Annotated in this window: 16 protein-coding genes; 8 read left to right on the forward strand and 8 right to left on the reverse strand. The window is 71.7% G+C overall.

The window, feature by feature from the left end; genetic code table 11:
• Window positions 1-97: 97 nt before the first annotated feature.
• On the forward strand, window positions 98-3,949 hold the full coding sequence (locus tag ACFWW9_RS30605) for a patatin-like protein (protein ID WP_390385072.1): 3,852 nt from the start codon (window positions 98-100) through the stop codon (window positions 3,947-3,949).
• Here ACFWW9_RS30605 and ACFWW9_RS30610 read toward each other — a convergent pair.
• Together ACFWW9_RS30610 and ACFWW9_RS30615 are read right to left on the reverse strand one after the other, a co-directional pair.
• Window positions 3,880-5,907, reverse strand: a complete 2,028-nt coding sequence (locus tag ACFWW9_RS30610; protein ID WP_390385075.1) for a glycosyltransferase — start codon at window positions 5,905-5,907, stop codon at window positions 3,880-3,882. The two genes, ACFWW9_RS30605 and ACFWW9_RS30610, sit on opposite strands and share 70 nt — an antisense overlap.
• Complete coding sequence (locus tag ACFWW9_RS30615) at window positions 5,904-6,554, reverse strand: DUF998 domain-containing protein (RefSeq protein WP_390385077.1); 651 nt, start codon at window positions 6,552-6,554, stop codon at window positions 5,904-5,906. Before ACFWW9_RS30615 ends, ACFWW9_RS30610 begins: the two co-directional genes overlap by 4 nt.
• A gap of 180 nt (window positions 6,555-6,734) precedes the next feature.
• On the opposite strand from ACFWW9_RS30615, the gene ACFWW9_RS30620 reads away from it, so the two are divergent.
• From ACFWW9_RS30620 to ACFWW9_RS30635, 4 genes are all read left to right on the forward strand, one after another.
• Window positions 6,735-7,673, forward strand: coding sequence for an ABC transporter ATP-binding protein (locus ACFWW9_RS30620; RefSeq protein WP_390385080.1), 939 nt, complete (start codon window positions 6,735-6,737; stop codon window positions 7,671-7,673).
• A gap of 95 nt (window positions 7,674-7,768) precedes the next feature.
• Window positions 7,769-8,482 (forward strand): ABC transporter permease, encoded by a 714-nt coding sequence (locus tag ACFWW9_RS30625; protein ID WP_390385133.1) that lies wholly within the window; start codon window positions 7,769-7,771, stop codon window positions 8,480-8,482.
• A 107-nt stretch (window positions 8,483-8,589) separates the two neighbouring features.
• Entirely contained in the window at window positions 8,590-9,555 is a 966-nt protein-coding gene (locus ACFWW9_RS30630; RefSeq protein WP_390385083.1) for a heme A synthase, read from the forward strand.
• Between the two features lie 49 nt (window positions 9,556-9,604).
• Entirely contained in the window at window positions 9,605-10,966 is a 1,362-nt protein-coding gene (locus ACFWW9_RS30635; protein ID WP_390385086.1) for an acetyl-CoA carboxylase biotin carboxylase subunit family protein, read from the forward strand.
• Here ACFWW9_RS30635 and ACFWW9_RS30640 read toward each other — a convergent pair.
• Entirely contained in the window at window positions 10,959-11,423 is a 465-nt protein-coding gene (locus ACFWW9_RS30640; protein WP_390385089.1) for a GbsR/MarR family transcriptional regulator, read from the reverse strand. The genes ACFWW9_RS30635 and ACFWW9_RS30640 overlap by 8 nt on opposite strands.
• Window positions 11,424-11,624: 201 nt before the next feature.
• Between ACFWW9_RS30640 and ACFWW9_RS30645 the strand changes: the two genes are divergently transcribed.
• Window positions 11,625-12,416, forward strand: a complete 792-nt coding sequence (locus ACFWW9_RS30645; protein WP_390385092.1) for an alpha/beta fold hydrolase — start codon at window positions 11,625-11,627, stop codon at window positions 12,414-12,416.
• A 51-nt stretch (window positions 12,417-12,467) separates the two neighbouring features.
• Here the strand turns inward: ACFWW9_RS30645 and ACFWW9_RS30650 are convergent, their stop codons facing one another.
• The 4 genes from ACFWW9_RS30650 to ACFWW9_RS30665 form a co-directional block, all read right to left on the reverse strand.
• Entirely contained in the window at window positions 12,468-13,199 is a 732-nt protein-coding gene (locus ACFWW9_RS30650; protein WP_390385095.1) for a Clp protease N-terminal domain-containing protein, read from the reverse strand.
• A gap of 103 nt (window positions 13,200-13,302) precedes the next feature.
• On the reverse strand, window positions 13,303-13,800 hold the full coding sequence (locus ACFWW9_RS30655; protein WP_390385098.1) for a DUF742 domain-containing protein: 498 nt from the start codon (window positions 13,798-13,800) through the stop codon (window positions 13,303-13,305).
• Window positions 13,801-13,807: 7 nt separating this feature from the next.
• Window positions 13,808-14,239, reverse strand: coding sequence for a roadblock/LC7 domain-containing protein (locus ACFWW9_RS30660; RefSeq protein ID WP_390385101.1), 432 nt, complete (start codon window positions 14,237-14,239; stop codon window positions 13,808-13,810).
• Window positions 14,236-16,635, reverse strand: coding sequence for a nitrate- and nitrite sensing domain-containing protein (locus tag ACFWW9_RS30665; protein ID WP_390385104.1), 2,400 nt, complete (start codon window positions 16,633-16,635; stop codon window positions 14,236-14,238). Before ACFWW9_RS30665 ends, ACFWW9_RS30660 begins: the two co-directional genes overlap by 4 nt.
• A 475-nt stretch (window positions 16,636-17,110) precedes the next feature.
• Here ACFWW9_RS30665 and ACFWW9_RS30670 point away from each other — a divergent pair, with 475 nt between their 5' ends.
• Entirely contained in the window at window positions 17,111-17,434 is a 324-nt protein-coding gene (locus tag ACFWW9_RS30670; RefSeq protein ID WP_390385135.1) for a DUF485 domain-containing protein, read from the forward strand.
• Between the two features lie 2 nt (window positions 17,435-17,436).
• Window positions 17,437-19,035 carry a cation acetate symporter gene (locus tag ACFWW9_RS30675; protein ID WP_390385107.1) on the forward strand — a complete coding sequence of 533 codons (1,599 nt, stop codon included), beginning with the start codon at window positions 17,437-17,439 and terminating at the stop codon, window positions 19,033-19,035.
• A gap of 72 nt (window positions 19,036-19,107) precedes the next feature.
• Here the strand turns inward: ACFWW9_RS30675 and ACFWW9_RS30680 are convergent, their stop codons facing one another.
• Complete coding sequence (locus tag ACFWW9_RS30680; protein WP_390385110.1) at window positions 19,108-20,889, reverse strand: alpha-galactosidase D; 1,782 nt, start codon at window positions 20,887-20,889, stop codon at window positions 19,108-19,110.
• Window positions 20,890-20,891: the final 2 nt, after the last annotated feature.

Genomic DNA, 20,891 nt, shown 5'->3' on the forward strand with positions numbered 1-20,891 from the left:
CTCGAGACGGTCGATTCGTAACTCTCCAATCCCCCCTGGCGACTGACCATTGCCGGCAAGATCGCCCCGTCGTGGTGGTCCGAGGAGGGGTTCGGAGATGGCCGAGGTACCTCAGGAGCAGATCCGGTTCGCCGTGGTGCTCAACGGCGGCGTCAGCCTCGCCGTCTGGATGGGCGGTGTGGTCCTCGAACTGGACCGCCTCACCCGCGCCGGGACGACCTACCAGCACCTCCTCTCGATGGTCGGGTGCACCGCCCGCGCCGACGTCATCACCGGCACCTCCGCGGGCGGCATCAACGGCGCCGCGCTGGCCGTCTCGCAGGTCAGCGAGACCGCCGACCTGACCCGGCTGCGGGACCTCTGGGCCGAGCAGGGACGGATGGAGCAGCTGCTCCGCACGCCGTTCCAGGGGCAGCCGGTGTCGCTGCTGCGCGGCGACGAGTTCTTCCTGCCCCGCCTTCAGGAGATGCTGGGACGGCTCACGACGGACTTCTCCCCCACCAAGCCGGAGGACCGGCCGGTGGACCTGCGCATCACGACCACTCTGCTGGGTGGGGTGCCGAAGGTGTCCTACGACGACCTCGGCCAGGCACTCGTGCAGGTGGCCGACCAGGGCAGCTTCTCCTTCCGCCGCGACGCCTACGACTGGGCCACCCCGCCGGACGAGACGACCGGGCGCGACGACTTCGCCGCCGAGGACCTGCCCAAGCGGGTGTTGCAGATGGCGTTGGCCGCGCGGTCGTCGGCGTCGTTCCCGATCGCGTTCGAGCCGTCGTTCATCCCGGTCAACGGCCAGTCGACGCCGTCGAAGCCGGACATGGGCGACGTGGCCTCGTGGGGCAGGCACAGCGAGGTCGACCGGTCGCGGTTCGCCGTGGACGGCGGGGTGCTGGTGAACACGCCGACCCGCGAGGCGCTGGAGGCCATCGACCGGATGCCCGCGAACGGGCCGGTGCGGCGGGTGATGCTGCTGGTGTTCCCGCACGCCGAACCCGAGGGGCCCGAGCCCGCCGCGCACGTGCGCGGGGAGGTGCCGAGCACCGTCAGCACGGCGGTGAAGGTGCAGGGCGCGTGGTCCGGGCAGGGCAGCCGCACGTACGTGAAGAAGATCGAGGAGCACAACCGGCTGGCCGCGTCCCGGCGCGGCGGGCGCAACTCGCTGCTGGAGCGGCTCGCGGGCGGGCTGGCGAACAACCACAAGGCGCCGACGACCGTGGCGGAGAAGGCCTACCAGCTCGCGGACACGCTGCACGAGCACTACGAGGACGTGCGGATCCGGTTGGCCGCGCGGGACATCACCACCCGGCAGTTCGCGGTGAAGGGGTCGAACTCGGCGGGCTGGTCGTTCGAACGGGTGCGGGCGGCGGCCGAGTCGGCGCAGCGGGAGTGGCGCAAGGTCAACGGGATGCTGCCGTACGTGCCGACGCGGAAGCTGCCGTCGACGCTGGCCGCGACCGGGTGGCACTGGGGCGTGACGATGGCGGACACGCTGGCGTCCTCCGCGCTGGACCTGCTCAAGCGGATGGTCTGGATCGTGCCGGAGACGCACGAGGGCGTGCTGCGCGGGGCGGCCGGGGTGATCGCGGACTCGCGGACCCGGCTGCACCGGGTTCGGGCGGAGCTGCGGCAGCTGCGCGAGAAGGTCGACATCACCTGGACCGGGGAGAACTCCGGGACGCTCAACCAGGCGTACTGGGGCGAGCGGCTGGGCGTGTACGACCAGCGGATGACGTTCGGCGAGGTCGGGTCGATCGGCGCGGACGTGCGGGCGTGCGTGGTCGAGATCGGGGCGCTGGTCGACGAGGCGCAGAAGATCCTGGCGCTGATCGACGACGAGGACCGGCTGCGGCTGGGCGGGCTGGCGGCGTGGCGGGCCCTGCTGACCACCGAGCTGACGCCGCGCGAGGCGCGCGCCGGGCTGGTCGCGGGACCGGAGGTGTGGCTGTCGCGGCTGATGGCGCTGGAGATCTCGACCGCGTGCCTCGCCGACGACGCGCGCGGCGGCGTCGACCAGGCGGTAGAGCTGGTGCAGATCAGCCTCCAGACGCGCAACGCGTTCGCGACCCGCAGCATCACCGCCGACGACAAGGCCGGCGGCGCGTCGCTGGGCCGGTTCTCCGGGTTCCTCAAGCGGTCGTGGCGGGTCAACGACTGGATCTGGGGCAGGCTCGACGGCGCCACGATGCTGTGCAAGGTGATCTTCGACCCGCAGCGGCTGCGGCGGATGGACCTGCTCACCGCGGCGGCGGGCGAGAGCCGCGCCGACAAGGGGCGGGCGCGGCAGCGGGCGCACGACCAGGTCGACGACCTGGTGGACGAGCTGTTCGGCGGGTCGACGCCGGAGTTGGCCATCGCCATCGCGGCGGCGAAGAAGGAACTGGCCGGGATCTACGCCGAGGAGACCCTCGAGGGCGACCTGCCGCCCACGGCGGGCGCGCTCGCCGAGCTGGCGGCGTGGGGCCTGCACGTGCGGATCATCGTGGAGGAGCTGCCCGCCCTGCGCGCGGCGATCCTGGCCGACCGCAACGACGGCGGCGACCCGCGGTCGCGCGGCGAGCTGTTCCTGGAGGAGCACAAGACGCTGCTGGCGCGGCTGGACCGGCCGGTGGACTTCACCACGGAGTCGCTGCGGGCGCGCAGCGTGTCGATCGGGCTCCAGTCGCTGCGGGCGTTCGACGAGGCGGGCATCGGGCGTGAGCCGATCTCGCAGGAGGCGGGCAGCGACCAGCTGATCCGCACCGCCGCGACCGCCGCGGCCGTGGCGGTGACCGTGGCGGACAGCAAGAACTCGGGGCTGGCGGCGTTGAAGCCGGTGACGAGGGTGATGCGCGGGGCCGCGCTGCTGCCGTACTGGACCATCACCGGGCTCACCAGGGGCGGGAAGCTGGCCCAGTTCCTGGGGTCGCTCGGCTTCGCCGTCGGTGGCGCGCTGCTCGTGCTGGCGCTGTTCAACCTGCTGCCGAACTGGGCCGTCGGACCGGCGGCCGCGATCGGCGGCGGCACGCTGATGGCCGCGTTCGGGTACGCCGCGCTGCGGTCCGGCACGCTGCTGCACGGCCTGGTGCTGCTGTCGCCGGTGATCCCGTTGGGGGTCATCGCGATCGACCGGACGCGGGCCGCGCTGAACTCCGGGGCGACCGGCGAGGAGGCCGCGACGGGCATGGTCGCGGTCGGCGGCGTGGCGCTGCTCGTGCTGGCGCTGCTGGTGATCGGCAGCCTGCCCGCGCCGATCCGCACGCCCTTCGCGGTGCTGAAGGACCCGCGCACCTACAAGCGCGTCGGCAAGGTGCTGTGGCGGCTGGGGGCCGTGGCCGCCGTGGGGCTGGCCGCGTGGGCGGTCGTCCACTACGAGCTGTACGACCTCGACTGGCTGACCGGCCCGGTCGTCGTCTTCGCCGCGGTGGCCGCCGTCGCGATCGGCGCGGCGTGCGCCACGGCGGGCGGGCGGTCGTTGCAGCGGTGGCGCAAGCGGCACGGCAAGTGGGAGGCCGAGCACGCCGAGTCCCCGGCCGCCGCGACGGCGGGCTGGGCCGTGGTCTACGGCATCGGGTTCCTGCTGATAGCCGTGGTCCTGCTGCTGGGAGGGCTGCGCTTCCTCGGCTGGCAGTCGGTGCTCGCGACGTCGCTGGTGTTCGGGCTGCTGCTGGTGCTGGTGACGAGCTGGTGGGTGCCCATGCGGGCCCGCCGCGCGATCGTGAAGACGCTGGTGCAGCAGGCCGATCCCGCGCGGGACGGCACCGACGCGGCGGGCGCCCTGCTGGTGAAGCTGGAGAGCTACGCGCTGCTGTACCGGTTCCTGGTGGACCGGACGCCGGACGACGGGCTCGTGCTCAAGCCCGCCGCCCTGCGCGTCGTCGAGGCCGTCCGGGCCAAGTCCGGTCAGGCCGCCAGTTCGGCGACGGGGGCCGGGGCGGGCTCGGTGACCGGCGCGCCGACCAGGTCGGCGTAGATCGCCTCGAACCGGTCGAGCGTGGTGCCCAGTGCGTGCTTGGCGATCAGCTCGCTGCTGGCCGCGCCCATGCGGGCAGTGACGGACGGGTCGGCCAGCACGCCGTGCAGCCGGTCGGCCAGGCCGCGGACGTCACCGGGCTGGAAGAGCCAGCCGTTGCGGCCGGGGCGGACGAGGTGCGGCAGCGCCATGGCGTCGGCGGCGACGACCGGCTTGCCCGCGGCCATGGCCTCCATGGTCGCGAGGCTCTGCAGCTCCGCGATACCGGGCATGCAGAACACGTCGGCGTTCGCGTAGGCGTCCAGCAGCGCCTCCTCGTCCACGAAACCGCGGAACCGCACCCGCTCGGTGATGCCGAGGTGGGCGGCGAGCAGCTCCCACTCCGCGCGGCACGAGCCGTCGCCGACGATCTCGGCGCGCAGCCTCGGCACCAGCGCGAGCGCCCGCAGCAGCTCGTCGACCCGCTTCTCCTCGTCGAGCCTGCCGACGAACAGCACGGTCGGGTCGTTGTCGGTGCGGGTGGCCTCGCGCAGCCGGTAGCGGTCGATGTCGATGCCGCAGGACACCGGCACCGCCCGGCGCGGGAAACCCTTCTCGTGCAGCAGTTCCACCGCGCGCGGCGTCGGCGCGGTCACCGCGTCGGCCACCGAGAACACCTTGTTCAGGTCGCGCCACGCCAGCCGCGACGCCGTCCGCTGCAACCAGGCGGGGACGTGCGCGTGGCCGAACAGGTTCTCCGGCATGAAGTGGTTCGTCGCCACGGTCGGGATGCCGCGCTCGGCGGCCTGTCGGAGCACCTGGCGGCCGATCATGAAGTGCGCCTGGACGTGCACGAGGTCGGGTTCGAGCTGGTCGAGCAGGTCGCGGACCGGGCCGCGCACGTCCTTGGGCAGGCACACCCGGAAGCCGCGGTAGAACGGCGTGCGGCGCGACCGCAGGCGGTGCACGGTGATGCCGTCGGCTATCTCCGTCCTGGCCGGCCCCTCCGGGTCGGCGCAGATGACGTGGACGTCGTGGCCGCGGCCTGCGAGGCCGACCGACAGGCGGTGCGCGAACCGAGCGGCGCCGTTGACGTCCGGGGGGAAGGTCTCCGCCGCGATGACGATCCGCAGTGCGCGTCCGTTGCTCACGAGCTTCTCCGATCTGGTGGGTGGTGGTTCTCGACGGGCGAGCATGCGGACGCCGCCGACGGCGAGCGCGGCGCACGCGATCTGGGCCAGGGCGGTCCACCCGGTGGTGCGGGCGGACTCCCCCAGCAGTCCGGCCCCGATGCCGACGGCGACCAGCGGGTCGACGACGGTGAGGCACGCGACGGTGAGGTGGGCGGGGCCGCAGGCGTAGGCGTGCTGGATGAACCAGCCGCCGACGAGCAGCGAGGCGACGATGCCGAGCACGGACGCGGCGGACGCGAGGTCGAACGCGCCCTGCTGGAGGTCCTGGGAGACGGCCCGCATGAGCACGGACACGTAGCCGTAGGCCACGCCGCCCGCGACGCCGAACGACAGCGCCCGCAGGTGCGGCCGTCCGCTGAGCACGCCCAGCAGGCCGGGGGCCGCGACCAGGCCGAGCACCAGCAGCCCGGCCCGCAGCTCCGCCTCGGGCGCGACCTGTGTCGCCGTGGCACTGCCCGCCGCGAGCAGCACGAACAACCCGACGCCGATCGTGGTGACCGCGACGGCGGGCAGGGCCTTGCGGCGACCGTCGAGCACGGCGGTCATCCCGATGGCCAGCACCCCGACGGGCTGGACGACGGTCAGCGGGGCCATGCCGAGCGCCACGGCGTGCACGCCCGCGCCGGCCACGAGCAGGAGCAGCCCGCCGAGCCAGCGCGGACGGCGCAGCAGCTCGGTGATCCGGGGACCGCCCTCCCCCTGCCGGACGGCGCTGTGCTGGAGCCGGGCGGCGACGGCGAAGAACACGGCGCCCACGACGGCCAGCAGGATCGCGATGCCGGTCACGCGGTCACCTCCCCCGTGCGCCGCTGGGGCGCGTTGTCCCGCCAGAGCGCGGCGGCGAGCGCGAACAACAGGCCGTAGAGGACGGCGAACAGGATTCGTTCGGTCAACCCCAACAGCACTGCTCCATCTCCCGGAAAAACGACCGGCACATGGCTCAGCAGAAAGAGGAAGCTGGTTATCCCACTGGCGACCGCGAGGCGACGGACAGTGGTACTCGGGATGAATCGCCGGGAAATGAGCAAACCCGCCAGCGGCAGGCTCACGAACATCACCGCGCCCGCGTAGCGGTGCACGGCGCCGGGGAAGGTGGTGGGGGTTCCGGTCGGGTCGGTGGGGAAGACGGCGGCGACGGTCAAGCCCGCCGACCACAGGCCCACCAGCACGCTGATCGGCCCACGACGCGGCAGACCCGCCCCGAACAGGGCGATCAGCAGCACGACGGAGCCCGCGGCGAGCGACAGCGCCGTCACCGCCAACAGCCCGGTCCCGTTGGCGACGAAGATGTAGTCGCTGATCGTGTGGCTGATGGGACTAATCTGACCCGCCGACGCCACGTGCAGGTAAACAATCGGGAACAACGACAGAACCAGGCTCGCAACAGCGAGTGGTGCCAGCACCGCCCGCTTTTTCCGCTGAATCCCGCCCATGTCGAAATAGTGCCGCAGTCGCGTTTCCGCAGGTATGGGGAATTCCCCCGAGGCGACCCTGAAGCCACCCCGAGAACCCCGGTGGGGCCAGCCCCACCACCGAACGCGCGGCGTTTCACGGCCCCGTTCGGCGGAACCCCCCAACAGGTGTTGGCGGTCACGGCACTAGGCTTCCCGCCCGTGACCCCCCAGTCCGTGACCTCAGCCGTCGAAGTGTCGGGACTGGTCAAGCGCTACGGAGCCACGGTCGCGGTGGACGGTCTCGACCTCACCCTGCGGACCGGGTCCGTGCTGGCCCTGCTGGGCCCCAACGGCGCGGGCAAGACGTCGACCGTCGAGGTGTGCGAGGGCTTCCGCACCGCCGACGAGGGCACCGTCCGCGTGCTGGGCCTCGACCCGAAGACCCAGGGCGAGCAGCTCCGGCCCCGCATCGGCGTGATGCCGCAGGGCGGCGGCGGGTACCCCGGCGTCCGCGCCGACGAGCTCCTCACCCTCATCGCCACCTGCTCGGCCAACCCGCTCGACCCCGCGTGGCTGCTGGACGTGCTCGGCCTCACCGGCGCGGTCCGCACCCCGTACAAGCGCCTGTCGGGCGGCCAGCAGCAACGCCTGTCCCTCGCGTGCGCCCTCGTCGGCCGCCCGGAACTGGTGTTCCTCGACGAGCCGACCGCGGGCATGGACCCGCAGGCGCGCCGACTCGTGTGGGAGCTGATCAACGCCCTGCGCCGCGACGGCGTCAGCGTCCTGCTCACCACCCACCTCATCGACGAGGCCGAGGAACTGGCCGACCACGTCGTGATCGTCGACTCCGGCCGCGTGGTCGCCCAGGGCAGCCCCCAGGAGCTGACCGCGGACGAGCCGGACGACCAGCAGCTCCGCTTCCGCACCCGCCACGGCCTCGACACCTCGCTCCTGCTGGCCGCCCTCCCGGAGGGCCTCCGCGTGCGCGAACCGTCGGCGGGGAGTTATCTGGTGGAGGGCCGCATCACGCCGCAGGTCGTCTCGACCGTGACCTCGTGGTGCGCCCAGCAGGGTGTGCTGGCCGAGGAGCTGATGGTCGCGAAGCGCAGCCTGGAAGACGTGTTCCTCGAACTGACCGGCCGGGAGCTGCGCGGGTGACCAGGACAAGCACGATCGGAGATCCGGTGACGCCGCAGGCCAGGTTCACCCCCGGCACGTTCACCCCGGCGCCGGGCCGCGGCAGGCTGGGCAGGATGTTCCTCGCGCAGTCGCGCATGGAGATCCTGCTGACGTTGAGGCACGGGGAGCAGATCCTCCTCACGGTGATCATCCCGGTGGCCCTGCTGGTGGCGCTCACCTTGATGACCGTCATCCCCATGCCGGACCCCAGGGTCGGCTCCGCGACAGCCCGCGTCTTCGCCCTGGCGATCCTGTCGTCGGCCTTCACCGGCCAGGCCATCGCACTCGGCTTCGACCGGCGCTACGGCATCCTCAAACGCCTGGCCTCGGCCCAACCACGCTGGCTGCTCGTCACCGGCCGCGTGACGGCGGCGTTGGCGGTGGTGGCGATCCAGATCGTGATCCTCGGCGGCACAGCGCTGGCATTGGGCTGGCGGCCACCGGCGAGCGGCATCGCGTGGGCGGTGCTGCTGATCGTCCTGGGCACGCTCACCTTCGGCGCGCTGGGTGTGCTGCTGGGCGGCGCGCTCCGAGCCGAGATCGTCCTGGCACTGGCCAACATCGTCTGGTTCGTCCTGCTCCTGATCGGCGGCCTGGCACTGGGAGTCGACTCCCTGCCCTCGGGCGTGGCGGCCGTGGTCCAGCTACTCCCCTCGGCAGCCTTGGCGGAGGGCCTGCACGCGGCGGTGGTGAACGGCACCGGCCCCGGCGCGGGCCCGGTGCTGGTACTGCTGGCCTGGGGCATCGGCGCGGCGGCCGTGGCGAGCAAGACCACGAAACTGGACTAGGACCACCAGCGGGCGCACCGGGTCGAGCGGTGACCCGGCCGGGACCGGCAGGCCCCCAACGCTCACCCCGGAACCGCCTCTCAGCACCCCCGTCCTACCATCGACGGGTGTCGGTTCCCCCCTGGTTCACCACCCGTCTCCTGTCCCTCCAGCGCGCCATCGCCGTGGCACTGGTCATCGCGCAGGGCGGGATCGCCGTCACCGGGTCGATCGTCCGGGTCACCGGTTCGGGGCTCGGCTGCCCCACGTGGCCGCAGTGCGTGGCGGGCAGCCTCACCCCCGTCGCCCACCCCGAGGTAGCGCCCCTCCACCAGTGGGTCGAGTTCGGCAACCGGACCCTCACCGGTGTGGTCGGAATCTTCGCCGGGCTCATCGTCGTCGCGGCCTGGCTGGGCCGCCCCCGCAGGCGTCGCGTCGTCACCCTCGCCCTCGTCCAGCTCGGCGGCGTGGCGCTCCAGGCCGTGATCGGCGGCATCACCGTCCTCACCGGACTCCTGTGGTGGACGGTCTCCGTGCACTTCTTGGTCTCCATGGGCCTCGTCTGGCTGGCCGTCCTCCTCCACCGGTCCCTCGCCGAAGGCGACGACCCGGCCACCCCGCTGCTCCCCAAGGCGCTCATCGCCCTCCAGGTGGTCCAAGCGGCGGTCCTCGGTTTCCTCCTCCTCGCGGGCACGTTCGTCACCGCCGCGGGCCCGCACGCGGGGGACTCCGACACCCCCCGCCTCGCCCTCCCGGTCGACAACCTCGCCCAGGTCCACGCCGACCTGCTCTTCCTCTTCCTCGGCATGCTCACCGCGCTCGGCTTCGCCGTCCACGGCTTCTCGCAGGACGCCGTCCTGCGCCGCCGCTTCTGGATCCTGGTCGCCGTCGTCCTCTCCCAGGGCACGCTCGGCATGGTCCAGTACTGGACCGGTGTCCCCGAGGTGCTCGTCTCCCTCCACGTCCTGGGCGCGGGCGCGACCGTCGTGGCGACGGCGGGCCTCTGGGTCGCCTGCCGGTCGCGCGGCCCGGTGCCCGCGGCGCTCACGCCGGAGACCCACGAGCAGCTCGACCCGGCTGACCAGCCCGTTTAGGGGTCGCTAGGGGTTGGCCGCCGCGCGGGCCGAAACCTACCGTCGGCCGATGAGCCCGGCGAAGAAGATCGTCTACGTGTACGTCAAGGGCGGGGCCCCGCTGGAGCACGTCTTCCCGCGAATCGCCCGCTGCGGCGACCTGCACGTGCTCGCCCTCGCCCCGTTGCCGACGGCGGCCGAGGACGAGTGGCGGCCCGCCTGCGCGAGCGTCACGCACCTCGACACCGACGAGCGCGGCGAGGCACTGGTCGACCTGGTCGCCAAGCACGCCGAGGCACTGGGGGCCGACGCCGTCCTGACGCTCTCGGAGTTCGCCGTCCTGCTCGTCGCGCACGTCGCCGAGCGCCTCGGTCTCCGCGGCGGCGGCCCGAACCTGGTCAACGCCAGGGACAAGCGGCTGATGCGCGAGACGTGGGAGGCGTCGGGCACCCCGATCCCGCGCTTCCGCCGTGTCGAGTCCGAAGTGGACCTGGCCGCCGCGATGACCGACCTGACCCCGCCGCTGCTGCTGAAACCGGCCTGGGGCGCGGGATCGGTGGCCCAACTGGTCCTCGAGACACCCGACGACGTCGCTCCCGCGTGGCGGCACATCGCCGACGCGCTCGCGCTGGGCGGCCGTGCGGGCATGAACGAGCTGTACGCCCCGGACACCGACGCCGACCTGCTGGTCGAGGAGATCCTCACCGGCAGCACCGAAGGCTGGTACGACACCCCCGGCCACGGCGACTACGTGAGCGTCGAGGGGATCGTCGCGAACGGCGTGCACCACTCGTTGTGCGTCACGGGCAAGTTGCCTGCGATCCCCCCGTTCACCGAGGTGGCCAGCACCCTGCCCAGCGTCCTGCCGGAAGACCTCCAGCGACGCCTGGAGGCGATCACCAACCAGGCCGTCGACGCCCTGGGCCTCGACACCGCGGGCACCCACACCGAACTCAAGCTGGGCCCGGACGGCCGGGTCTCCGTCATCGAGACCGGGGCCCGGTTCGCGGGCCTCATGGTGACCAAGCAGATCGAGGCCGTCTTCGGTTTCGACCCCGTCGAGGCGCTGGTCCGCGAACTGCTCGGCGAACCCGTCGACTACCCGCCCGCGATGCTCGTCCGGGGCAGGCGGGCCGCCGCGTCGCTGGCCGTCATCCCGACCGACGCGCACGGCACGCCGTGGCGGACCACCCCGCCGTGGCGGCCGAGCGCCGTCGACTGGACCGCGCTGCTGTCCCCCGGCACGACCGCCCACCAGGTCAGGGCGTTCGCGCTGCCGGAGGGGACCCCCGTCCCGGTCTACGACCCGTCGGGCGGCTCGCGGAACTGGCTCGGGGTGTTCGTGGTGCGCGCCGACGACGCCGAGACGCTGCGACACGACTGCGCCGCCGTGCTGAACGGCATGGAGGCGGCGCTGGGCGAGGTCACTTAGGCGGCGTGGGGCGGCGCTCCCACAACGGGGGCAGCTCGTCGGCGAGCCAGGTGTAGAGCTGGTCCACGGTGCGCAGCCGGAGGGCGCGCTGCGGGTCGCCGCTGAGCAGCCTCATGCCGGACTCGGTCAGGTCGCGCACGCTGACCAGCGCGTCCAGCCTGCGCTGCACCATGTCGGCCCAGCGCTTCTCGTCGACGCGGTACTCGGCGGCCTGCCGCCCGCGCCGGGTGCGCTTGGTGACCAGGCCGGAGTTGACCAGGAACTTGAGGTTGGTGCTGATCGAGCCGCTGCTGGCCTCCAGCTCCTGGGCCAGTTCGGCGGCCGTGCGCTCGACCGGTTCGCACACCAGCAGGTAGCCGAGGATGCGTCCGCCGATCAGCGGGATGCCCTCCTCGGCGAAGTGCGCGGCGACGCGTTCGATCCAGGCGGAGAGGCGGGTTTCCCGTCCGGCGCTCACGAGGACTCCTTGGCTTCGGTCGACACTGAAGCCATAGTAACCCAATTATGGATCTTGGCAAGGGTCCGCACTATTGCGGTCGAAATAGCGCGTCCGCCGCGAATAACAACGCGAAAGAATGAACACGGGTCAAGGTTCCGGCCCAACGTCCCGATGAACACCCGACTATCCCCGAGCACCCCCGACGACAGAAGCCGGACGATGAACCTCCTCCACAACCAGGCCATTCCCGTCGAGCACGACGGCGCGGTGGTCGATGTCGTCGCGGACATCCGACCGGCCGGACCGGACGTCGTCCTCCTCCTGCACGGCCTCAGCGCGACCAAGGAGAGCTTCGCCGACATCACCGCGTCGCCCGCCCTGGCGCACCTCACGACCTGCGCGATCGACCTCCCCGGCCACGGCCGCACGGCCCCGCTGCCGTCCGGCGCGCACACCCTGGAGGCCTACGCCGAACTGGTCGTCCGCGTCGTGGCGCGGCTGGCGCCGATCCGGCTGCACGTGGTCGGGCACAGCCTCGGCGGCGCGGTCGGCCTGATCGCCGCGCAGGGCGCGAAGAACCTGGTCAGCTACACCAGCGTCGAGGGCAACCTGGTCGCCGAGGACGCGGGCCTGGTCAGCAGGCAGATCGCGGACCTGGAACTGGAGGACTTCGCGGTCAACGAGTTCCACCGGTTCGTCGACTCGCTGAAGGCCGCGCCCGAGGCCGACCTGCGCGCGTGGGGCGAGTGGACGGCGACGTGCTCGCCGACCGCCGTCCACGAGAGCGCCCGCTCGCTGGTCGAGTGGTCGGACAGCGGGAAGCTGGTGGACTGGTACCGGGCGATGCCGAACACCGCCTACCTGTACGGCTCGCTGGGCGACCGGGCCGAGCACCTCGTTCCGCTGCTCGACGAATCGACCACGTTCGCCATTCCCGATTCCGGCCATTTCCCGATGGTCGACAACCCCCGCGCGCTCTATTCCGCACTGGCCGCGATCATCGGCCACTAGGTCACGCGAGAGCGATGACCACCAGCACGGCGACCAGGATCCGCCAGGCGGTCACCCCTCGGACTCCAGGCCGACGTGCGCCTCGAGGCGGTCCAGCCTGCCGATGAGCGGGGCGAGTTCCCGGCGCAGCGCGGCGGCCACGTCGACGGGGCCGCCCGCGCTCGGCGGCTGGGCCCGCAGGTGGACGTACCCGGCGAGCGCCGCGACCACGGCCGCGCGGGCGGTCCGGAGATCGGCCCCCGCCGCGCGGAGGGCTTGGCCGCCGAGGCCGTCGGGTTCGGCGAGCAGGCCGAGCAGCAGGTGCTCGCAGCCGATGTAGTTGTGCCCGAGGGTCAACGCCTCGGTGACGGTCAGCTCCAGCGCGTTGGCGGCGTCCCCGCCGAACCGCTCGGGGACGGCGTCGCCCGCGGGAGGGGCGAGCCGGGCCAGTTCGCGGGCCACCCGGTCGGGGTCGACCTCGACGGCCCGCAGCACGTGCAGGGCCAGGTTCGTGCCCTCGGCGAGCACCCCGTGCAGCAGGTGCCCGGTGCCGACGTGCTCGGCGCCCTCGGCCCTGGCCCGGTCGACGGCGAGCCCCACCACGTCGCGGGTGCGCTGGGTGAACCGCGAGAGCTGGAGCGCGGGCGCGCCGGACGCCAGGTCGTCGAGCGCGACGGCCCGGATGGCGGTCACCCGCTTGACCGACTCCTCCAGCGCGCGCTGGCAGATCGCGGAGACGGGCACCCCGGACTGCTTGACCGCCTCGGCCAGTTCGTCGGGCAGGTAGACGTTGATCTTCGGCATGGCTCCCCCTCCGGAGTTGTGCAACCCCATGTGTACCCCCATTGGGGGTTACACGTCAACGGAGGCAGGAAAAAGCCCCAACGCACGGCGTTGGGGCGAAGGATCAGAGCTTGCGGAGGCCGCTGAGCACGCGCTCCATCAGACCGAGGTCCGGCACGTCACCCTCGACGACGGCGGTCGCGTGCACGTCGAGCAGGCCGCGTTCGGCCATGTCCCCGAGCAGGACCTTGGCCACGCCGAGCGGGATGCCGAGCAGCGCGGCGACCTCCGCGACCGACCTGGGGTTCTCGCAGAGCCCCATCACGTCCTGGTACTCGGCCTTGATCGGCCCCGCGTACAGCTCCTCGCCGACGCTGACCATGGTCTCGATCTCGAGCTGGAAGTCCGACGTCGTGCGCCCGCCGGTCCACGAGTAGGGCCGGACGATCGCCGCGGCCTCCTCCACGTCGTCCGACGGGGAGGGCTCGGGCTGGGTGGGCAGGCTGATCGTCTGCGCGGTGGGGCGGTCGCGCTTGCCCTTGCGGCCGCGACGCGAACCGCCGGAGAGGGTGATCCCGTTGAGCAGGTCGGCGAACGACTGCTCGGAGTCCGATCCGGTCATAACGGCATCACGCGGACATCCTGGTCGCACCGTGCAGTTCCGCACGGAGTTCCGGCGTGAGGAGCTGGCCGACCTGGTCCACCACGACGGTCATCTCGTAGGCGACCTGGCCGACGTCGCTGTCCGGCGCGGCCAGCACCGCGAGGCACGACCCGTCGCGGACCGACATCAGCAGCATGATGCCGTGCTCCATCTCCACGACCGAGCGGAGCACTCCCCCGCCGTCGAAGAACGTGGCCGCGCTCTGCGCGAGGCTCGTCACGCCCGCGGCGATGGCGCAGAGCTGGTCCGCGCGCTGCCCCGGAAGGCCCGAGGACGCGGTGAGCAGCAGCCCGTCGACGGAGATGACGACGGCGTGCGCCACTCCGGGCACGCGCTCGGTGAAGTTGGTGATCAACCAGCCGAACTGGTCCACCTGGCGAGACCGCGGTGAGCTCATGGGTTCTCCTGTGCAGAACGGTGATCACCGGAATCCCGCACACCTTGCCGGATTCCCGTCTGGTAGTTGGAGAGGAAGCCGCGTGTCGCGTTGGGATCCCGCCGTACGGGTGCGACACCGTCGGCTCCCGGCCGACCAGCGACGAGGTTGCCCCTCGGCTTGCGCTTCGGCAAGTCCACGTCGGAGCCGGTCGTGGGCTCGACGACGTCGGGGGTCGTGCCGTTGGTCGCGGGCCGGTCGTCGGCCGGGTCGTCGAGGCGGTGCCTCGGCGCCTCGCCGGTGGGCAGCTTGCCCTTGAACCAGACCGATTTCGGGGCTGTCGCGCCGTCCTCCACGGCCATGCCGCGGAACGACGACCACTCGCTCTCGGCGGTGGTCGGCGCGGGTGCGGCGCTCCGGGTGATGGCCTGTCGCGGGCGCGCGGGCGGCACGACCGTGGCGCGCCGGGGCACGGGGGCCGCCTCGATGACCCGCGGCGGGGTGTTCGACGGCTTGCGGACCAGGTCCGGCGGCACGCCGACGACCGCGCGCAGGCCGTCGCGGTGCGGCCCCTGGTCGACGAGCGTGACGTCGATCTGGTGCCGGGCGGAGAGCCGGGCGATGACGAAGTGCCCCATCTGCCGGGACGCGGGCAGCTCGTCGGTGTCGACGGACCGGAGGCGGACGTTGGCCGCGTCCAGCTCCTCGGGCGACATGCCGACGCCCTCGTCGATCACGTCGATCACCACGCCGCCGCCGTTGCGGGGCCGTCCGACGATCACGACGTGGCTGCGCGGCGGCGAGAACGCGGTGGCGTTGTCCAGCAGTTCCGCGATGAGCCGCACGAGGTCGCTCGCGGCGTAGCCGACGACCTCGACCTGCGGCGTCGTCTGCACCACGACCCGCTGGTACTGCTCGATCTCCGACGCGGCCGCGCGCAGCACGTCGCCGAGCGGGATCGGCTTGCTGAACCGGCGGGTCACGTCCGTGCCGGACAGCACCATCAGGTTCTCGTTGTTGCGGCGCATCCGGGTCGCGAGGTGGTCGAGCTTGAAGAGGTTGGCCAGCTGCTGCGGGTTCTCCTCCTTGCGCTCCAGCTCCTCCATCAGCCGCAGCTGCCGCTCGACCAGGCCCTGGCTGCGGCGCGACAGGTTGACGAAGGTGTTGCGCAGCCCGCCGCGCAGCCGGGCCTGCTCGACGGCGGAGCCCACGGCCTGCTGGTGGACCGCGTCGAACGCGCGGGCCAGCTGGCCGAACTCCTCCGTCGTGTGCACGGCCACGGGTTCGATGACGACCTCGCTGGCGCCCTCCTCGCGGAGGTCGGCGACGAGCGCGGGCAGCTGGTGCTGGGCGACGTGCAGCGCGGTCCGGCGCAGGGTCAGCAGCGAGCGGATCATGTTGTTGCCGAAGACGACGCCGACGCCGACGGCGGTCAGCAGCGACGCCAGCAGGATCACCGAGATGACGCCCGCCTGGTCGCTGGTCTCGTCCTGGAGGGTCGCGACGGTGCCGGACAGCTCGCCTTCCAGGCCGGTCAGGACCTTGCTGACCAGCGCGTCGGTGTTGTGGGAGGCCGACTCCCACTCGCCGATGGACACCTTCGACGCGAGCGTCGGCGGTTCCGGCTTGCCCGCGGCGGGGACGGTGGTCAGCGCGTCCTGCACCATCCGGTCGCGCGCGAGGACGTCCCTGCCGGTCACGGTCTGGGTGCGCAGGTCGCGCTGCGCGGAGGTGGCCAGCGCGGCGAAGTCCGCCACCCGGTCCAGGTAGCGCAGCTGCGACTGGTCGATCGACACGACCTCGGACTCCAGGAGCCGCCCGCGGGTCGCGGCCGTGAGCAGCACGGCGTGCTGGAGCGACAACTGCTCCGCGGCCACCTGGAGGTTGTGCAGCGCGCCGCCGGTGGACGCCAGCGCGGGGTCGCCGAACTCGTTGACGAGCGCCTGGTCGAAGTCGAGCATCGAGCGCAGCACCGTCGTGTACGCGACGACGGAGACGGACACGTCGGAGCCCGCGTCGATCGACTGGCGCAGCTGCGGCATCGCGTTGACCTGGGTGGTCACCTCGGCGAACCGGGCGACGGCCACGCTGCCGAGCGGCGTCGCCGGGTCCTCGGCCAGCCCGCGCACGGTCTGGAACGCGCGGGTCGTGACGGCTCCGCGCTCGTGGTAGGAGTTCTCGTCCGGCGCCGCGCCGTCGAGCCTGCCCGCCTGGTAGGCCCGCTCGTCCTGGACGGCGGCGATCAGCGGGGTCATCGCGGACCGCAGCGTGACCAGCTTGCCGATGGAGGCGTAGGAATCCGCGCGCACCACGTATCCGCGAATCTGCAGCACGCCCGCGCCGACCGCCACGGCGACCGGGACCAGCAGCACCGCGGCGACCTTCACGGGGAGGCGCCAATTGCGCCAGTCCGCCACGGTGGCCCACCGCCATCGAACACGGTTCTGCGCACTCACCGGATAGACCCCAAGGTCGGTAGTCGGGCGATCACCGTGCGGGTTGGGCGCGGTTAGCCGAACGGAATCGTTGTCGTGATTCGAGCAGCGGGTCGTCGATTAGCGGCGGCGATGTCGTCGAACGATCGTAGGCGAGGGCCACGCCCCCGACAACGACCAACGAGCAAGATTCTCACCGAATGGCGTAACGAGTCGTGGACCGACCGGTACGGATGTGGACGATCGGGCAACGGACCTGGGCCATCCGGTTGACTCCACGGCACGCCCGGCTACGCTGTGCGCCGCCGGCTCCCGGTCGCCCAGGCGTCCGCAGCCGCCGGAATCCCCGTGGAGGACCGCGATGACGAAAGCCGTGCCGCACCCCCTTGAATCGCGGCAGTCCCCTAATCGCGGGAGGGGGTTCGCCACTTTCGACGAACCCGCGAAGCCGTTGTTGGTGGACGGGGATGGCAATCCGGACTTCGTCGCCATCCAGGGCAGCGAGGAATTCCGGGCGTTGCGCAGGCGCGCACTGGTATTCGTCTTCCCGATGACGGCCCTGTTCCTCGCGTGGTACCTGACGTATGTGATCGCGTCGGCTTACGCGCACGATTTCATGAGCACGCGGGTCGTCGGCGTGGTCAACGTCGGCATCCTGCTCGGCCTGGCGCAGTTCGTCACCACGGTCGCCCTCACCCTGTCCTACGCGCGCTACGCGAGGCGCAGGCTGGACCCGCAGGTCGACGTGGTCCGCGGGCTGGCCGGAATCGTGGAGGAGTAGCCGTGCGCGTCGACGCCCCGGCCACGGGCGGCAACGTGGCCATCAACCTCAGCGTGTTCGCCGTCTTCGTGCTCATCACGCTCTACGTCGTCTACCGGGCCAGCACCCGCAACACGACGGCGTCGGACTACTACGCCGCGGGCAGCAGCTTCACCGGCCCGCAGAACGGCATCGCGCTGTCCGGCGACTTCCTGTCGGCGGCCTCGTTCCTCGGCATCTCCGGCGGCATCGCCGTCCACGGCTACGACGGCTTCCTGTACTCGGTCGGCTGGGTGGTGGCCTGGCTGATGGGCCTCATGCTGATCGCCGAGAGGCTGAGGAACACGGGCCGCTTCACCCTCGGCGACGTCTTGGCGTTCCGCATGAAGCAACGCCCGGTCCGCGCGGCGGCGGCCAACGCCACCCTGGTGATCTCGCTGTTCTACATGATCGCCCAGATGGCGGGCGCGGGCGCGTTGATGGCCTTGCTCCTCAACGTCCACAGCCGCGTGGGGCAGGGCGTCGTCATCGCCGTGGTGGGCATCGTGATGGTGCTCTACGTGCTGGTCGGCGGCATGAAGGGCACGACATGGGTGCAGATCATCAAAGCGGTGCTGCTCCTGCTGTGCGTCAGCTTCATGACGATCTTCCTGCTGGGCAAGTTCGGCTTCAGCCTCTCGGCCATCCTGGAAACCGGCTCCCGCAACACCCCCCTGGGCAACCGCGTCCTCGACCCCGGCGCCCTCTACGGCGGCAGCGGTCTCTCCAAACTCGACTTCGTGTCGCTGGCGCTGGCGTTGGTGCTGGGCGTGACCAGCCTCCCCCACGTCCTGATGCGCTTCTACACGGTCCCGAACGCCAAGGAAGCCCGCCGCTCGGTCGTGTGGGCGACCCTGCTGATGGCGACCTTCTACCTGTGCACGCTGGTCATCGGCTTCGGCGCGCTCGCCCTGGTCGGCTCGGCCACGATCGCCGCTGCCCCCGGTGGCGAGAACTCCGCGGCCCCACTGCTGGCCTTCGAGATCGGCGGCGCGGTCCTGCTCGGCATCGTCGCCGCGGTGGCCTTCGCGACCATCCTCGCCGTGGTGGCGGGCCTGACCCTGACCGCATCGGCCAGCTTCGCCCACGACGTCTACGCCAACGTCATCAAACGGGGAACAGCGGACCCCCGCTCGGAAGTGCGGGTGGCGCGCCTCACCGCGGTGGCCGTGGGCCTGCTGGCGATCGTCGGCGGCATCGCGGCCAGCGGCCAGAACGTGGCCTTCCTGGTGGCACTGGCCTTGGCACTGGCGGCCTCGGCCAACCTGCCCACGATCCTGTTCTCGCTGTTCTGGAAGCGCTTCAACACCACCGGAACCCTGTGGAGCATCTACGGCGGCCTGGGCTCCTGCCTCCTGCTGATCATCTTCTCGCCCGCCATGTCGGGCGCCCCGAACTCGATCTTCCCCGGCGTCGACTTCCACTGGTTCCCCCTGGGAAACCCCGGAATCGTCTCCATCCCCCTGTCGTTCGTCTGCGGCTGGCTGGGCACCATGCTCAGCCGCACGAAGGCCGACCCGACCAAGCAGGCGGAGATGGAAGTCCGCGCCATGACCGGCATCGGCTCCGGACTGGCCGGCTAGCACAGCACCAGGCCAAGGGGTGAAGAAGATCCGGCCCGTTCACGCCCCATGGCGTGAACGGGCCGGACCCACCTACACCGGACTCACGTCGACCTTGTCCAAGTCCGGCCCGTACCCGCCTCCACCGTCGAACACCACGCTGTTGTTCCCAGCCTGCAAGTTCACCACCACCTCGTAGGCGGCAGGCGCGTTCCAGTCGGCAGTAGCCGGGAACTCCGTCCACGCGGCCGGTGCCCCGTTCACCGAGATCCCGAACCACCGCGGATCCCCCGAGATGTACGACACGGACATCCGGTACACCCCGGCCTTGGCCACCCGGACGTTCCGCAGCTCCACCGACCCGCCCTGGTACAGGTCACCGACCTTCTTGCCCCCGGAGCAAGCCGAGCACTCCTTCACCCCGGCCCGGCTGGCGACCTTCCCGTTCTCCGCCTCGATCCCCCCGGCGATCCCGGCGGGCGTCACCTTGAACAACCGCGACCCGTGCGGCGGCAACAGCGCCCCGTACCCACCGGCGAAAGTCCCCAGGTCCTTGCGAGCCCACAGGTCCCGGACCCGCCCGGCCCCGGTCATCCCCAGATCGCTCCACCGCCCCTGCACGGCCTTGGGCGTGGACGCGAGGTTGAACAGCGCCACGGTGAACGACCCGTCCGCGTTCCGCACCCACCACGTCTGCTGGTCCACGCCCTCCTTCACCGGGGACGCGGGCCGTCCCTGCTGGTTCACCGCCAGCACCTCGGGGTTCGTCAGCAGCTTCTCGCCGAGCTTGTCGAGCTTCGTCACGTCGTCCCCGGTGTACAGCGGGGCCGCCGCGATCGACCACAGCGTCATGTAGCTCTGGCGCTCGTCCGGGTTGATGCCGTCCATCTCGCCGTTGCCGACGTCCAGCGAGTCGAGGTCGTTCCACCCGCCGGGTCCGGCGTGCCGGATCCACTGCGGCAGGTCGGCCCACCGGTTGTCGACGGAGTTCTCCCACGTCACCAGCGTGTCGCAGTAGCACTCGACGTCCGTGTCGATCCGCCACCCGTTGGTGTGCGCCTTCCACGTGTCGATCGCCGCGATGTCCAGCGACCACGACACCTCGAAGTGGATCTTCCGCCCGGTGGCGTCCAGCGCCTTGCGGTACGCGGCCACCTCGTCGCGGTTGTCGTAGTTGACGCCCGCCTTGCCGGAGCCGGGCCCGACGCCGTCCAGCTTGAAGAAGTCGATGCCCCACCCGGCGAACATCGTGGCGATCGAGTCGACGTACTTCTGCGCGCACGGCTTCGCGAAGTCGAGCTTGTACGAGCTGTCCCAGCCGTTCGTGGTCCGCAGGTCGTCGTAGACGATGTCGTGCGTGCTGCACGAGGCCGCGCCCGCGATCGGGAAGTCGCCCTTGTCGTAGTTGACCTTCTCCAACCCGACCGGCAGGTAGATCCCGGACTTCATCCCCTTGCGGTGGATGTGGTCGGCGACGTACTTGATGCCGCGCGGGAAGCGTTCGGCGTTGGTCTTCGGCCTGCCGTTGGCGTCGAAGTCCGGGACCCAGTCCCAGTTCATCCACCAGCCCGCGTCCATGTTGACGTACTCGTACCCGCTGGACTTCAGCTTCGCGGCCACGGCGTCGGTCTGCTCGAGGATGTTCGCCTCGGTCAGCCAGCTGCCCATGCCCCTGGGGTTCAGGCCGGGGTACTTGCTGGACTGCATGCTCCACGAACTCCAGCCCTGGTAGGGCTTCGCGGCCAACGCCTTCTCGGCCGCCGGGGAGGTGTAGGCGGGAGCCGCCGTCACGGGGGCCTGCGTCGGCACCACGAGGGTGGCCGCGAGCACGGGCAGGACGGCGAGCGCCCTCCGCAGGGTGAGCGTTCTGGACATGG

Source organism: Umezawaea sp. NPDC059074 (assembly GCF_042738955.1).
In the GTDB taxonomy this organism is placed as follows: Bacteria; Actinomycetota; Actinomycetes; order Mycobacteriales; family Pseudonocardiaceae; genus Umezawaea.

What these genes read in the sequence shown, in the direction of transcription:
- ACFWW9_RS30605 (WP_390385072.1), top strand. Translation starts at nt 98, where the DNA reads ATGGCCGAGGTACCTCAGGAGCAGATCCGGTTCGCCGTGGTGCTCAAC.
- ACFWW9_RS30615 (WP_390385077.1), bottom strand. Translation starts at nt 6,554, where the DNA reads ATGGGCGGGATTCAGCGGAAAAAGCGGGCGGTGCTGGCACCACTCGCT.
- ACFWW9_RS30625 (WP_390385133.1), top strand. Translation starts at nt 7,769, where the DNA reads ATGTTCCTCGCGCAGTCGCGCATGGAGATCCTGCTGACGTTGAGGCAC.
- ACFWW9_RS30635 (WP_390385086.1), top strand. Translation starts at nt 9,605, where the DNA reads ATGAGCCCGGCGAAGAAGATCGTCTACGTGTACGTCAAGGGCGGGGCC.
- ACFWW9_RS30645 (WP_390385092.1), top strand. Translation starts at nt 11,625, where the DNA reads ATGAACCTCCTCCACAACCAGGCCATTCCCGTCGAGCACGACGGCGCG.
- ACFWW9_RS30650 (WP_390385095.1), bottom strand. Translation starts at nt 13,199, where the DNA reads ATGCCGAAGATCAACGTCTACCTGCCCGACGAACTGGCCGAGGCGGTC.
- ACFWW9_RS30655 (WP_390385098.1), bottom strand. Translation starts at nt 13,800, where the DNA reads ATGACCGGATCGGACTCCGAGCAGTCGTTCGCCGACCTGCTCAACGGG.
- ACFWW9_RS30660 (WP_390385101.1), bottom strand. Translation starts at nt 14,239, where the DNA reads ATGAGCTCACCGCGGTCTCGCCAGGTGGACCAGTTCGGCTGGTTGATC.
- ACFWW9_RS30680 (WP_390385110.1), bottom strand. Translation starts at nt 20,889, where the DNA reads ATGTCCAGAACGCTCACCCTGCGGAGGGCGCTCGCCGTCCTGCCCGTG.